This is a genomic window from Blautia wexlerae DSM 19850 (assembly GCF_025148125.1).
Classification (GTDB): domain Bacteria; phylum Bacillota; class Clostridia; order Lachnospirales; family Lachnospiraceae; genus Blautia_A; species Blautia_A wexlerae.
Genome location: NZ_CP102267.1, coordinates 554436 through 568199 on the forward strand (window position 1 = coordinate 554436; position 13764 = coordinate 568199).

General features: G+C 40.3%; 14 protein-coding genes. 12 read left to right on the plus strand and 2 right to left on the minus strand.

The features are described 5' to 3' along the window. The first annotated feature begins 121 nt into the window (after positions 1–121). The 5 genes from NQ550_RS02535 to mobB all read left to right on the plus strand — a co-directional run bounded on the left by NQ550_RS02535 (position 122) and on the right by mobB (position 5916). The gene (locus NQ550_RS02535) at positions 122–1846 is read left to right on the plus strand and encodes a [Fe-Fe] hydrogenase large subunit C-terminal domain-containing protein (protein WP_025578650.1); all 1725 of its coding nucleotides are present in this window, start codon (positions 122–124) and stop codon (positions 1844–1846) included. After that, positions 1821–3035 carry a PP2C family protein-serine/threonine phosphatase gene (locus tag NQ550_RS02540; protein WP_259839155.1) on the plus strand — a complete coding sequence of 405 codons (1215 nt, stop codon included), beginning with the start codon at positions 1821–1823 and terminating at the stop codon, positions 3033–3035. Before NQ550_RS02535 ends, NQ550_RS02540 begins: the two co-directional genes overlap by 26 nt. A gap of 269 nt (positions 3036–3304) precedes the next feature. Next, on the plus strand, positions 3305–3739 hold the full coding sequence (locus NQ550_RS02545) for an MOSC domain-containing protein (RefSeq protein ID WP_022380639.1): 435 nt from the start codon (positions 3305–3307) through the stop codon (positions 3737–3739). A gap of 385 nt (positions 3740–4124) precedes the next feature. Then, positions 4125–5387 carry a molybdopterin molybdotransferase MoeA gene (locus tag NQ550_RS02550; RefSeq protein WP_025578546.1) on the plus strand — a complete coding sequence of 421 codons (1263 nt, stop codon included), beginning with the start codon at positions 4125–4127 and terminating at the stop codon, positions 5385–5387. A 16-nt stretch (positions 5388–5403) separates the two neighbouring features. After that, positions 5404–5916 carry a molybdopterin-guanine dinucleotide biosynthesis protein B gene (gene mobB, locus NQ550_RS02555; RefSeq protein WP_025578544.1) on the plus strand — a complete coding sequence of 171 codons (513 nt, stop codon included), beginning with the start codon at positions 5404–5406 and terminating at the stop codon, positions 5914–5916. Here the strand turns inward: mobB and fdhD are convergent. Next, the gene (gene fdhD / locus NQ550_RS02560) at positions 5891–6709 is read right to left on the minus strand and encodes a formate dehydrogenase accessory sulfurtransferase FdhD (protein ID WP_025578542.1); all 819 of its coding nucleotides are present in this window, start codon (positions 6707–6709) and stop codon (positions 5891–5893) included. The two genes, mobB and fdhD, sit on opposite strands and share 26 nt — an antisense overlap. A gap of 185 nt (positions 6710–6894) precedes the next feature. Here fdhD and moaA point away from each other — a divergent pair, with 185 nt between their 5' ends. Then, positions 6895–7869 (plus strand): GTP 3',8-cyclase MoaA, encoded by a 975-nt coding sequence (moaA, locus tag NQ550_RS02565; protein ID WP_025578540.1) that lies wholly within the window; start codon positions 6895–6897, stop codon positions 7867–7869. Positions 7870–7909: 40 nt separating this feature from the next. Here the strand turns inward: moaA and NQ550_RS02570 are convergent, their stop codons facing one another. Next, the gene (locus NQ550_RS02570) at positions 7910–8431 is read right to left on the minus strand and encodes a type III toxin-antitoxin system ToxN/AbiQ family toxin (RefSeq protein ID WP_025578539.1); all 522 of its coding nucleotides are present in this window, start codon (positions 8429–8431) and stop codon (positions 7910–7912) included. Between the two features lie 285 nt (positions 8432–8716). On the opposite strand from NQ550_RS02570, the gene mobA reads away from it, so the two are divergent. The 6 genes from mobA (at position 8717) to NQ550_RS02600 (ending at position 13595) form a co-directional block, all read left to right on the plus strand. Beyond that, complete coding sequence (mobA, locus tag NQ550_RS02575) at positions 8717–9337, plus strand: molybdenum cofactor guanylyltransferase (RefSeq protein ID WP_025578537.1); 621 nt, start codon at positions 8717–8719, stop codon at positions 9335–9337. A gap of 74 nt (positions 9338–9411) precedes the next feature. Further along, positions 9412–10071 (plus strand): CPBP family intramembrane metalloprotease, encoded by a 660-nt coding sequence (locus NQ550_RS02580; protein WP_147422196.1) that lies wholly within the window; start codon positions 9412–9414, stop codon positions 10069–10071. A 61-nt stretch (positions 10072–10132) separates the two neighbouring features. After that, the gene (locus NQ550_RS02585) at positions 10133–10984 is read left to right on the plus strand and encodes a hypothetical protein (protein ID WP_025578533.1); all 852 of its coding nucleotides are present in this window, start codon (positions 10133–10135) and stop codon (positions 10982–10984) included. Between the two features lie 109 nt (positions 10985–11093). Next, the gene (locus NQ550_RS02590) at positions 11094–11405 is read left to right on the plus strand and encodes a phage holin family protein (protein WP_025578531.1); all 312 of its coding nucleotides are present in this window, start codon (positions 11094–11096) and stop codon (positions 11403–11405) included. Between the two features lie 519 nt (positions 11406–11924). After that, the gene (locus NQ550_RS02595) at positions 11925–13142 is read left to right on the plus strand and encodes an RHS repeat domain-containing protein (RefSeq protein ID WP_049947364.1); all 1218 of its coding nucleotides are present in this window, start codon (positions 11925–11927) and stop codon (positions 13140–13142) included. Next, positions 13143–13595 carry a DUF5071 domain-containing protein gene (locus NQ550_RS02600; protein WP_025578529.1) on the plus strand — a complete coding sequence of 151 codons (453 nt, stop codon included), beginning with the start codon at positions 13143–13145 and terminating at the stop codon, positions 13593–13595. Positions 13596–13764 lie beyond the last annotated feature (169 nt).

Consider the following 13764-nt stretch of genomic DNA (forward strand, 5'->3'; position numbering starts at 1 on the left):
ATATTCCTTTATGAAAAGGCAAAAATAATCATTCGGCAGTACATCATTCTGTGAAAGTACGGAACGGTTACAGATAATTTTTTGTGAAAAATATAGTGTTACATAATAAGGAGTACGAGGCATGCAGAGATTTCAGTCAATCCTTCAGTTTAAAAAAGTCAGTTGTAAAAATTGTTACAAATGTGTCCGGAACTGCCCGGTCAAGGCGATACGTGTTCATGATCATCAGGCCAGGATCATAGAAAGTCAGTGTATTTACTGTGAGAAGTGTATCCTTGTCTGCCCGCAGGATGCCAAGGAAGAGCAGAATATGATTCCTGCAATCTGCAATGCAATGGAGAATAAGACGCAGGTTATAGCCTCTCTTCATCCAGCATATCTGGCACGTTTTGGGGTAACCGGTATCAATGGAATAAGGGAAGCGATGAAGAAGCTGGGATTTGCAGATGCAGCGGATGCAGCAGAAGGTGCAAGCCTGATGATTTCGCAGTACAGAGCACTTTTTGCGGAACAGAAAGAGCCGGGAATAATGATCTCTTCTGCCTGCCCTGTAATCGTACAGCTTGTCAAGAAACACTATCCGCATCTTCTGGGAAATCTGGTACAGTCTGCCTCTATGATGCAGTTTCATGCCAGTTATCTGAAAAAAAAATATCCGAAGGCAGAGATTGTCTATGTAAGTCCCTGTATTTCAGCTATGTCAGAGTTGAGAGACTCAGGAAATGAAGTGGATTATGTGATCACATTGGAAGAGTTGGTGCAATGGATGAAAAAAGAAGGGATTTCCATAACTGAGAAAGAACCTGAGCAGATTGCCTACCGTTCCAGAGAAATCGCCATTGCGGATGGTTTAACAGACCTGCTTGGGGCTGTAAAGGGAATCCGCAGGCTTTCTGTAAGTGGGATGGAGCAGTGCAGGGAGGTTCTGGAAGAACTTCATCCGGAGGATTTTGAAAATTGCTTTCTTGAGATGTATGCATGCAGCGGCGGCTGTGTGGCAGGTCCTTCTTTCCAGATGAAGAAGGGACATTATCTGGCAGATGTTCTGGCAGTGAAGAATGCAGCCTTTGGAAAAGATTTTCACAGGGAGCAGGGAGACTATGAACTTCCGGGATTTGAATTGAGAAAGAATTTCGGTTACTGTTCTGCGCAGGAACAGGAAGAGGTTTCAGAGGAAGAAATCAGGGATGCTCTGGCGGAAATGGGAAAATTTTCTCCAAAGGATGAATTAAACTGCGGTGCCTGTGGGTATAACACATGCAGGGAAAAGGCAATTGCCATTATCCAGAATAAGGCTGAGGTTGCCATGTGTATTCCATATATGCGGGCAAAACAGGAAAGTTACTCCAATAAAGTCTTTAATGCCATGCCCGGACTTCTGGTAACTGTGGATTATAATCTGAAGATCATTCAGATGAATGAGGCGGCGTCCAAATTGTTCAATATGCCGAAAAGGCGGCGCCTGATCGGGAAACCGGTATCGGAGATCATGGATGATTACAGTCTGGCGAGTATACTGGCTTTTGAACGGAATCTGATGCAGGATGAGATTTATCTGGAGGATCAGAAATGTTATCTGGATCGCGTAATGACGAATGATAAAGAAAATAAAATGATTCTCTGCATTATGAAGGATATTACAAAGGAGCGGAAACATAAAGATCAGATTCATAATGCCCAGATTGAAGCTGCGCGTATGGCAGATAAGCTGGTAGAAGAACAGCTGAAGATCGTGCAGCAGATCGCCGGACTTCTTGGAGAAACTGCTGCGGACACCAAAGTGGCAGTAGAAAAACTGAAAAATACCATACTTCTGGAGAGTGAAGAAGAGAATGAAAAGAAATAAGCATCATGGACTGAATGTGGAATTTGACAGCTTATGCATGGATTTTGGTCATGTGAGCCTGAATAAAAAGAAAGAATTTCTCTGTGGGGACTGCTATAAGATTGAAGAAAATGATAAAGACCATGTTCTGGTGCTTTCTGACGGACTTGGGAGCGGAGTAAAGGCGAATATCCTTTCCACGCTGACTGCAACCATGCTCAGTACTATGATCATTAATCAGGTGGAACTGGATGAGGCAGTGCGTGCAGTGGCGAAAACGCTTCCTGTGTGCAGTGTGAGAAATCTGGCATATGCCACTTTTACAGTGCTGAATTTTCAGGGGAAACAGGTAAGTCTTTATCAGTTTGATAATCCGGATGCAATTCTGATCCGGGATGGCAAGCTCTTTGATTATCCGGTGGAGACAAGTATGATCGAAGAGAAGGAAATCCATAAAAGCTGTTTTGAACTGAAAGATGAGGATATGCTGATCATTATGTCCGACGGTGTCACCAATGCAGGAATGGGAAAAACTACCAACGGCGGCTGGGGAAGAGATGATGTAATGGCTTTCTGTAGGGCAAAGTACCATAAAGGGATGAGCGCACAGGAGATGGCAGGCTATCTGGCAGAGGCCAGCCTGGATCTGAATCTGAATGAAACGGATGATGATATTACAGCCATTGTCCTGCGGATGCGGCATAAACAGGTGGTAAACCTTATGATCGGCCCGCCAAGTAAGGAGGAGCATGATGAGCGATATCTGAAGTCCTTTTTCGATTCAGAGGGATATCATGTAATCTGCGGCGGAACTACTGCACAGTGTGCTGCCAGATATCTGGATAAAGAGCTGATCTCTCTTAGTGAAACTGCCTGCGGAGACGTTCCTGCCTATTATAAGCTGGAAGGTACAGAGCTGGTGACAGAGGGATTTCTTACGATTGAACATTTGCTTGAATATTGTGAAGAATGGATGGAGGACAGGCTGTCCTTTAACAGGCTGAAACGAAAAAAAGATGCGGCAGCATTGCTTGGTGTGATGCTGTTTGAGCAGGCAACGGATATTAATTTCTACTTTGGTGGTGCTATCAATAAGAGTAACGTGGAACTGGGAATCACAGAAAAAAGGAAAGAACAGGCAGCAGAAGAACTTGTGGAGCATCTGCAGAATGCAGGAAAGAATGTGAATATTGCATTCTGGGCGATCTGAGAAAGCAGGAAAAACAGCAGTACGTGGTTTTATAAAGAGATATCAGGGTTACTGTTCACTGGTAATATCCCGCGAGGTGTTTTTTGTGAGCGAAGGTCACAGAAAACCCGAGACATACCGCGCGAATTTATGCGATTAGCATAAATTGAGTTTGCAAAGCAAACGATACTCCTTGGGCTTTGCGCAAGGAGGTTCATATTTTTTGCATCGCGAAGCGTGTTGCTGTGAACGGAGTGAACAGTAACACATCAGGAAGGATGAGGCAGAAAATGGCGAAGATATTATGTGTATGCATCAGTAAGGAACGCAAGACCTGCTCGCAGAACATTCATGAATGCGAAGCTGATCTGCAGGGACTTGTGGGAGATGTGCATTATGGAATGGGCGGAAGAAAGCAGGTCAGTCTTCTTCCTTATGAGAAGGTAAAAGAATATTTCGAACAGTCCGAAGAAGAATTCAGATATGGCCGGTTTGGAGAAAATCTCCTTGTGGAAGGGATTGACTGGAACAGTATTGCGGAGGGGAACAGATTTCGTTGTGGAGATGTACTTCTGGAAGCAGTCAGGATCGGTGCGGGCGGTCCTGCATCAGATGCTTATAAGGGAGAAAAGGTATGCACGCCCATGGAACCCTGGTTTGTATTCTGTCAGATTCTGGAGGCAGGGAGGCTGAGAGAAGGAGAAATCATTCTCCAACAGAGATGAAAAATATGTAATTCTTCAGCAGTGGGCTGAATATTATGATGTTATAGCAATTTCCAAAATACTGAAGACAATCTGATTTATATTAATGGAGTGCCTTAGTGATATTATTCTCTGAAATTGCTATAGAGTTCAAAGGGTAAAACTATAGCAATCCTCGTAAATAATGCATTTAAGACAGTTCAGCAGAGTGCGAAAGACAAGGAAGATATCTGCAGGCGTGCTGACGCACGGCAAAGATATCTGACGCAGGATTTCACACTCTGATGGGCTGGATTAAGATGCATTATTTCAGAGGATTGCTATAATATATCCGTCAATTGACCCGGTGGTTATAAAGGTATTGAAAAGACTATAAAATGTAATATACAAGAGGAGGAATTAGTGCGTGGAGGGAATCAGTGTAGAACAGGCAGTGGAACAGATTCTGCAGCATACGCCTGTAATAAACGAGACAGAAGAAACAGAACTGAATAAAGCAGGGGGAAGAATCCTGGAGCAGGATATGGTGGCAGGGTTTGACAATCCTCCTTTTGACCGCTCTCCGGTAGATGGCTATGCGTGTAAGGCAGAGGACCTTGCAGGTGCCGCTAAAGAGCATCCAGTGAGGCTGAAAGTCATGGAAGAGATTGATGCCGGACAGTATTCGGAAAGAGAAATCCAGCAGGGACAGGCAGTGCGCATTATGACAGGTGCTGCAATACCCAATGGCTGCAATTGCTGTATTTATCAGGAGGATACCGATTATGGCGAAGATACGGTAGAAGTTTACAGCGAACAGAAGCGATGGAGTAATTATTGCTTCGCAGGAGAGGATTTCAAAAAAGGAACTACACTTCTGAAAAAAGGAACACATATCGGATATGTGGAGGCAGCAATTCTGGCCGGAATGGGAGTGGCGAAAGTGCCGGTTTACCGTCAGCCGAGAATCGTGCTTCTGACTACAGGAGATGAGGTGGTAGAACCGGGAATTCCATTGCCGGAAGGAAAAATTTACAACAGCAATATGACCATGCTGTCTGCCAGACTGCGTGAACTGGGAATCGAATCTTTCCATATGGAAGCAGTCAAAGATGATCCGACGGTTATGTCTGAGAAATTAAAAGAAGCAGCAAAAGCGGCAGATATGATCATCACTACGGGAGGTGTATCTGTAGGCAAGAAGGACATTATGCATGAGTCCCTGAGACTGATGGGGGCAGAGCGGATTTTCTGGAGGGTAAAGATGAAACCGGGAATGCCTACACTGTTTTCTGCATATAAAAAGACTTCCGATATAACTGCAACAGATCATTGCGCTTCAGAAAGAGAGATTCCGATCATCAGTCTCTCCGGAAATCCTTTTGGTGTTGCAGTCAGCATAGAACTTTTGATTCGTCCTGCACTGGAAAAAATGATGCAGGATCCATCAATCGGTCTGAAAGAAGTAAATGGCATTATGGCTGATAACTTTGAAAAAGGAATCAAGGGCCGCCGCTTTATCCGGGCATATCTGGAAAATGGAAAATTTCATCTTCCCAATGGTCTTCACTCTAACGGAGTCCTCAGTTCCATGGCCGGCTGCAATTGCCTGATTGATACAAAAACCATGGAAAATCAGGAAAGCAGAAGCCTGAACGCAGGGGATAAAGTGGGCGCGATTTTGCTTTGAGAGGAGCAGCAAACAGGTGGAAAGAAAAAGAATATTTGCAATCAGCGGTGTAAAGAATTCAGGGAAAACAACTCTGATCTGCAGGCTTTTGGAGATTTTTAAAGACAAGGGCCTTAAAGTGGCGGTGTTGAAGCATGACGGGCATGATTTCGTGCCGGACGTACCGGGAACGGATACATACTGTCAGCTTCAGTCCGGAGCCTACGGCACAGCAGTTTTTTCAGCAGGCAAATATATGCTGGTAAAACAGCAGCCGCAGATTTCCGAAAAAGAGCTGGCAGAATTTTTTCCGGAGGCAGATCTGATCTTACTGGAAGGATTTAAATACAGTACTTATCCGAAAATTGAGATTATCCGTAAGGGAAATTCGGCAGAAAGTGTCTGCAATCCAAAGAAACTGATGGCGATCGCCACCAATCTGGATGCAGAGGAAAGAGAAGCATTGTCTGTACTGGAAAATATTCCATTCTTTGAACTGGACAATGCAGAGTGTATTGCAGAATTTATTCTGTCGGATTATTTCCGGTAAAGAGTTTCATACGGTCACGTCGCGCGGCACAGATAAGGGTAAGGTGGTATTCTTTGGCCATGGCAACTGCCTCGGCGGAAGGGGATGCCTTGCTTGCCAGAACCGGTATTCCGGCGCGGATTGCCTTGATCGCCATATCTGTAGGGATACGTCCACTGGAATAAACCACGCATTTTTTCAGGTCAATATTATGGCGCAGGGCATAACCGATGGCCTTATCCAGAGCATTATGACGTCCGATATCTTCGCACTGAAAGAGCAGTTCTCCGTCACAGGCAAGAAAACAGCTGTGAGTTGCCCAGGTCTGGCTGTGAAGCGGGGTACCATTGGCGAAACAGTCTGCAAGGTCAAAGATCCACTGTTTTTTCCATGGGACAGGTGTAACTGGCGTCATTGGCTGATCTGTGATAAAATAATCATTAAGAACACGATTTCCGGTGCAGCAGGTCGGAGTAGGAGCAACATAATCTTCATTTTCCTCATGAGACTGCCCGGATTTATTTTTACTCAGAATCACGCGGGCACGTTTGCCGAATTCGCAGATGTAGATCTGCTCCACATCCTCGGTAGATGAGATGATACCTTCTGTAAAGAGGCGGCCGAGAACCAGCTCTGTCAGATGTTGTGGGATACAGACTAGTTTCATGGTCAGGCGTTCATTTACATATACATCCATCATGTGTTCCACAAGAATGGGTTCTGTTTCTTCATGAGTTTCTCCGTCACGACCCAGAAACTCATAGGTAACATTCTCGAGCAGATTCAGGTTGTGGTATTGTTCGTTGATTTTCATAGGACAGTTCCTTTCGTTTGTAAGGATTTAACCGAATAAACTGCGGAGCAGTTATCCGCTTGGCTTTTGGTACTTCAAGTATAGACTGCGGAGTAGAGAGTGTCAAACGATTATGAGAGAAAACATTGTCGTAGGCAATTTGAAATGAATTGTAATTATCAAAAAGTAAAAGGCAGGTAGAGCCAATGAAAGATAAACATGGAAGAGACATAGATTATCTGAGGATTTCCCTCACAGACAGATGCAATCTGCGGTGCATTTACTGTATGCCGGAGGAAGGCGTGAAATCACTTTCACACGCAGAAATCCTTACATATGACGAGATCCTTCGTATCTGCAGGTGCGGTGCAGAACTGGGGATTCGCAAGATAAAACTGACAGGCGGAGAGCCCCTTGTGCGAAAAGGCTGCGCAAGTCTTGCCGGACAGATCAAGGCAATTCCGGGAATCGAAAAGGTAACACTGACGACAAACGGAATTCTGCTGGAGGAACAGCTGGATGATTTGCTGAAAGCAGGAATTGATGCCATTAATATCAGTCTGGATACGCTTAATCCGGAGTTGTTTAAAAAAGTAGCAAGAAGAGATGACCTTGATAAGGTGTTAAAGGGAATTGAAGCAGCACTTACTCATTCGGGACTGTCACTGAAAATCAACAGTGTACCGGTTATCAAAGAAAAAGAGAACTTCATAGCTGTTGCCGGACTTGCAAAGAAATATCCAATCCATGTGCGGTTTATTGAGATGATGCCTATCGGATATGGAAAACAATTTCCATTTCAGGACGAGGAATCCATTAAAGCGGTATTGGAAGAAGCGTATGGCTCGATGCATGCGGTAAAAGAACGCTATGGAAATGGTCCTTGTCATTATTATGAAATCGCGGGATTTAAGGGGAAAATCGGATTTATCAGTGCCATGACGCATAAATTCTGCAATCAGTGTAATCGTGTGCGCCTGACGTCAGAAGGATTTATGAAAGGATGCCTCCAGTATCAGGAAGGCACAGACCTTAGAGGGTTAATGCGCGGCGGATGCACAGATCAGGAACTGAAAGAGGCAATTTACCAGGTAATCTGGAATAAACCGGTCAGCCATAATTTTTACGAAGCAAAGACAGAGCAGGATGAGATTCGCGGAATGTCGCAGATTGGCGGATGATATATTTTGCAGTGTTCTTCAAAAGATGACAAGTTTAGAATTATGTATGTGGATACAAATTACATTTTTCTTCCAATAATTTAAAATTACAACATCTTGTAGCGAGGGAAGAATCCGGTTTAGAGATACATTTTTGATATAATTTCAAAGCTTTGTTTTGTAAAGTTTTTTCAATATTGTCAATCATGGCTTTCTCTTTTTGAAGAAGGTAAATATAATCAGTTTTTTCTTTGGGGTTTTTAAAGGAACGAAAATTATCAACTTGATTGTATTTTAATTGAGTAAGACAGCTATCTGGAACGGGAATCATGTTATTGATATTTAATACGGCATAAAGATATCGCGTAGATTCATCTTGAAGTTTGTGAAAGTCCAGACTGTTTGACATCTTTTGATGTTTGGGCTTTGCAGAAGAGATAGGAACATAATAATGAAAATCTCCGACTGTGAGGAGAATTCCTACATGGAGTTTTAAACGTTCTCCATATTCTACATATCCTACATGAGAATCAAACTGTGTCAGATAGTTTATGTATTTTTTATCGACAACATACCAATTCATAGAACCTCCTGAAAGAAACAGTGGGTGGATTACTCCGCCCACTGTTGTTAAGCGATTGTTTTAATTGGACAATCTAACCGCTTTTAACCGAGCGTTTTAACTGGACGCTCTAACCGCTAGACAGATATCTCTATCTGTACTTTTATTATATGTAATTTGCAGAAAAAAATCAATGCAGTTACTAAAATTTTAAGATTTTTAAGAAATATTTTTCAAAAAGAAATTTTTGAATATTTATGACGGATCATGTACATGATGATTTATATAAACAAAGGAAAACTGATAATGCGAAAGAAAGAAATTTCTATGATTATTCTTGCTGGCGGTGCCAGCAGCCGCATGGGACGGGACAAATCAGATCTGACGATAGATGGGAAGACATTTCTTGAGATGCAGATAGAAAAGGGGGAAAAGCTTGGAATCAGTGATATTCTTCTGTCTGGCTATCATGGTGAAAATAAATATAAATATCCCATTATACCAGACCGCTTCCCGGGAAAAGGTCCGTTGGGAGGGCTGGAAGCCTGTTTTCGTAAAGCAAAGAATCCATATTGCTTGGTACTTGGTGTAGATGTTCCTCTGGTTCCGGCAGAGGAACTGGCTGCACTGATTCGCCAATCTCTGCATTCAGATGCAAAAGCAGTGATACTGAGCCACGGCGGGCATGATGAACCTCTTATGGGAGTATACTGTACAGACCTGGCAGATGCCATGCTTGAAGAAATCACAGAGCGGAAAGGCGCAGTCTTTGCTTTTCTGCGGAAAAATGGATACGAATGCTACGAAAGCCAGGCTGCGGCCTGGTATTTTTCCAATATCAATGATTCGGAAACATATAAAGAAATAGCGGGAAATCATTTTAGATTCAATTGGAAAACTGTGATGAGAGTCGACAGAAACGTTTGATTGCTTATTACAGGAATAGCTGACAAAATGAACTGTTGATGTATTTTCAACATTAAAGAATAAGGGTGGTGATTATGGCTGAGTATAAGAATTGGTATTTGGCTAGAGGATCGGGAATGAAGGATGAGAGAAAAAAATTAAAATTAATTATATTACAATGCATAGCTGTGATAACTGCAAATTTTATTACAATCTGGTATTTCGAAGAACTTTTTTTCAGGGGATTTTGGTATGTTATTTTTGCATCATTTATTTTAACTTTTATATATATCATACGGAGTTTTTGCTGTTTGAGAAAGATTCGTGTATTTTGGTTTGCGGCAATACCAGTTTTTCTATTTGGAATATATCTGGCATTTTTGTTTAATGATGGAATAAAAAAATTAAACTTTCAGGTATATAAGGAAAAAAGGACTGAAATTGTTCAGATGGTACAGAATAACCAGATAAAAATAAGGAAAGATATGGAATTAATCGAACTACCAGAAGATTATAAAAAATGTTCTTCAGGTGGAGAAGCTGTAGTCCGGAAAAATAATGGCAGTTATACAGTGGGATTCTGGTATACACAAGGCTTTTTGGACAGTGGATTTTCTTTATTTGCCTATAGTAATGATGACAGTCGGACAGATGTGATTCAGATGGTAAAAGAATATGGAGGAATAGAATATGAAATTAATCTGTCTGAGAAAGAAAAGGGCTGGTATTATGTTATGGCAAAAGTCGGTGAGTAATTGAGAAAATGAAAGCGAAATATGTCTGGCGGTTCAAATTAGAATTAAGGAGAACAGAAATATGGATATACAAATACTAAATATTGCTGAACTGTTACTATTTGTTTTCATGATTTGTACTTGTATAAGGATATACAGACAAAAGAAACAAAAAGGAAAAATATCGTTAAAAACGTTAATTATGTTTTTGATAAACCTTATATTCTATGCTATGGTAACTGGAACTAATTATCATCGAACTCACCCGGGAGAGAGTAAATTTCAGGCAGGGATTACATATAATAATGTACGTATATTTATTTATAGTATTGTCTTTTGTTTAGGCCTGGCAATCATGAAGAAAATGAAAAAGCTTGCGTCAAAGTGGATTATAACATGGGCGATATTATGTACGGTATTTCTAATTGTAATGTCGTTTTGCGAAATAGAAAATGCATATGTGAGTTTTTCAACAGCAGATCAGGCAGAAAAGTATTATGGAATTGAAAAAAATAAAATAGATGAAATATATGGTGAAGATTCCATAGAGGTATTATATCTTGAAGATAGACAAATGAATAGTAAAATAATTTATAAAGAAGAAGGAGGGTGGAAATGTACATCACATTCTGAGATAAAATGTCTTTATAATAGGGCTGATTTTAAGAAAGATAATACAATTGTTGTGCGAGAATGTACGATAACCGGAGAACTGTATATCAGTGTTATTTGTGGAAAGAAAGATAATAAAGATTTCCAGATATCAGATACACAAAATACAATTTTTACAAAAAAAGAATTTGTAAATAAAAATGGAGAACAGATAAGTTATAATGGCTATCTTGGAAAAGAAAAACCAAAAAATTATGTGATTCACTTAGATGGCGAAGAGATATCTATAGACTGGAGCGAAAGTGATATTATGATTGTTTGACAGGAACAAAGTTAAAGATGAATAAAGCTGATTATGAAGAGAACGGTTGGCATTCCCCCACCGACCGTTCTTTTTGTACCCATTTTTAAGAAAAAAGAGGTGAAAAACTATGAAATACAGAATAATTACATTAATTGGTCTTGACGGAAGTACTCTGGCAGTGTGTTTTGGAGGCTGGGATAAATTCCTGCAGACATTGCTTTTGTTTATGGCAATCGACTGGTTTACAGGAGGAATCCTTCTTCCAGCAGTATTTGGAAAAAGTCCGAAATCTGAAAATGGTGCACTGGAAAGCAGAGCAGGCTGGAAAGGGTTGTGCAGAAAAGGCATGACATTGTTGTATGTTCTCATTGCTGCCCGTCTGGATGCATTGATGGGAACAGAACATCTGAGAGATAAGGACAGTTGCTGTACAACTTAAATGTGACTTATCTGGTTGAAGGAACTGTAGTCTGGCAGAATAATGGCGGTTGTACAGTGGATTTTCTTTATTTGCTTATAGCAAGAATGATAACCGGACGGATGTGATTCAGATAGTGAAAGAATATGAAATTAATCTGTCAGAAAAAGGCTGGTATTATGTTGCGGCAAAAATAAGCGAGTAATTGAATGCTTACTTATTTCAGAAAAGTCTAACGGAGCAAATTGTTGATGCATTTCCGGTATTAAAGAGAATCTTTACAGTCTTCCTAAAACAGTTAAGAATGGTTCTGAAACCTTAAACTATACGTATGACGCAAACGGAAATATCATAAGTATCAAAGATTCTGCAGGTGAGAGTACATTTCGATATGACGAATTAAATCAGCTGATCCGGGAAAATAATCATCAGTCAAACAAAACCATTACTTATGCCTATGATCTGGGTGGTAATCTTACAGTAGAAAAAGAGTACGCATTTACGACTGCGGAAACTCTTCCTGATACACCTGTGAAGACAATGACAGGAACTTATGACAGTGCATGGAAGGATAAACTCCTGAGCTGGGATGGCACAGCAATGACTTATGATGCCATTGGAAACATGCTTACCAGAGGAGGAACAACTTATACCTGGACACAGGGACGCAGGCTTTCCGGTGTAGAAAATGGAAAGAGCATTAAATATCTTTACGACCACACAGGTGCCAGAGTGAAAAAAACAGTAGACAATACAGTGACTGAATATCAGTGGGCAGGAGATCTTTTCCTTTCTGAGAAAACTGACGGAAGAATCATCTGGTACTGTTATGACTCCCAGGCCAATCTGATTTCTGTTACTATCAAGGGAATCACCTATTTTTATGTACGAAATGTACAGGGTGACATCATTGCCCTTGTTGACGCAGATGGAAAAGTGGTAGTAAAATATACTTATGACAGCTGGGGAAAAGTGGTAGCTGTTACTGGTGAGCTGGCAGACACAGTAGGTGTTCAGAATCCATTCCGCTATAAGGGATATTATTATGATAATGAAACAGGTATGTATTATCTGAAAAGTAGATATTATGATGCGGAAATTAAAAGATTTATTTGCGCAGATGGATATTTTTCTACTGGAGTAGGAAAACATGATTGTAATATGTTTTTGTATTGTAATAATAATCCGATTATGAATGTTGATGTTAACGGATATTCATTTATATCGTTTGTAAAAAAATCAATATCATTTGTAAAGGATATTGTCGGTGCGGTAAGTAAAGGCATTTCGATATCTGGAGGCTCTGCGGTTGCTATTGCGACATCAGATGGACCATCTCCAGTAATGGATTTTGTAGCAGCCGGAATTGTATTAGGTTTTAGTATTTATGAATATTATAAGGATAAAATTCACGATAATACACAAACAAAGATTTTAAGTTTGCCTAGAAATAAAAAAGATGTTGTTATTTATAGGTATGGAGGAACGAATCCTGGAAATTTAACGCCTTCTCAGAAAGATTCAGATACAGGCTTATCGTTCTCAACAATTCCACCTAGGATGGGAGGAAAAGCAGCTGTTACAACAATTAATACATTAAATAAGACAGGGATAGTTTATGCATATCAGGACAAATTAACACATGTTAGTGTGGTGCCAGTAGGAGTAAGTATTCAAACATGGATAAATGCAGGGAGTGGTTCAATTTGGACTCAAGCGGTAAAGAGTGTTGTAGTAAAATGGGATGGAGGAAACTAAATGGGAACAGATATTGATACTATTTTTAAAATGTTAAGTTGGAATAGTTCAGAAAAAGAACAATTGAGAGGAATAGACGAAGCGAAAAAAATAGAATATCTTTCCGTTTTATTTCAACCAATAGAAGATAAATCTGTATGGGAAAACTGTGCAAAGGTAATTAGCTCAAAATCAGATAATGAATTAAAAAAATATATGAATAATATGTTTGAATGGATAAAAGATATGAATTGGCCGGGCGCATTTGATATATATGCAAGAATTAAGCGAATGAATGTAGATTGTATAATGGAAAATTACATATATGCAATAAAAATAGCACTGAAATATCAAGATATAAATTGGCTGGACTATTTGTCTGGACTAATTGAAAATCCTGAGGTTTATAAACTTTTACCCGAAGAATATCAAAAATTAATGACAAAATATTATAATGATTTTTGGAAGGAATAACTTTAAAACAAAAGAGAGCGGTTGGCATTTCACCCCACCGACCGTTCTTTTTGTACCCATTTTTAAGAAAAAAGAGGTGAAAAACCATGAAATGTAAATTTTGTAAGGACAGTTGCTGTATAGCTTGAATATGTCATATCTGTTCGGAGAAGCAAAAGTGAGCGTATAT

Bases quoted from the DNA above. Each gene is read 5' to 3' on its own strand.
- NQ550_RS02595 (WP_049947364.1), top strand. From the start codon at position 11,925: ATGACAGGAACTTATGACAGTGCATGGAAGGATAAACTCCTGAGCTGG.
- NQ550_RS02585 (WP_025578533.1), top strand. From the start codon at position 10,133: ATGGATATACAAATACTAAATATTGCTGAACTGTTACTATTTGTTTTC.
- mobA (WP_025578537.1), top strand. From the start codon at position 8,717: ATGCGAAAGAAAGAAATTTCTATGATTATTCTTGCTGGCGGTGCCAGC.
- NQ550_RS02535 (WP_025578650.1), top strand. From the start codon at position 122: ATGCAGAGATTTCAGTCAATCCTTCAGTTTAAAAAAGTCAGTTGTAAA.
- fdhD (WP_025578542.1), bottom strand. From the start codon at position 6,709: ATGAAAATCAACGAACAATACCACAACCTGAATCTGCTCGAGAATGTT.
- NQ550_RS02590 (WP_025578531.1), top strand. From the start codon at position 11,094: ATGAAATACAGAATAATTACATTAATTGGTCTTGACGGAAGTACTCTG.
- NQ550_RS02570 (WP_025578539.1), bottom strand. From the start codon at position 8,431: ATGAATTGGTATGTTGTCGATAAAAAATACATAAACTATCTGACACAG.
- NQ550_RS02545 (WP_022380639.1), top strand. From the start codon at position 3,305: ATGGCGAAGATATTATGTGTATGCATCAGTAAGGAACGCAAGACCTGC.
- NQ550_RS02600 (WP_025578529.1), top strand. From the start codon at position 13,143: ATGGGAACAGATATTGATACTATTTTTAAAATGTTAAGTTGGAATAGT.
- NQ550_RS02580 (WP_147422196.1), top strand. From the start codon at position 9,412: ATGGCTGAGTATAAGAATTGGTATTTGGCTAGAGGATCGGGAATGAAG.
- moaA (WP_025578540.1), top strand. From the start codon at position 6,895: ATGAAAGATAAACATGGAAGAGACATAGATTATCTGAGGATTTCCCTC.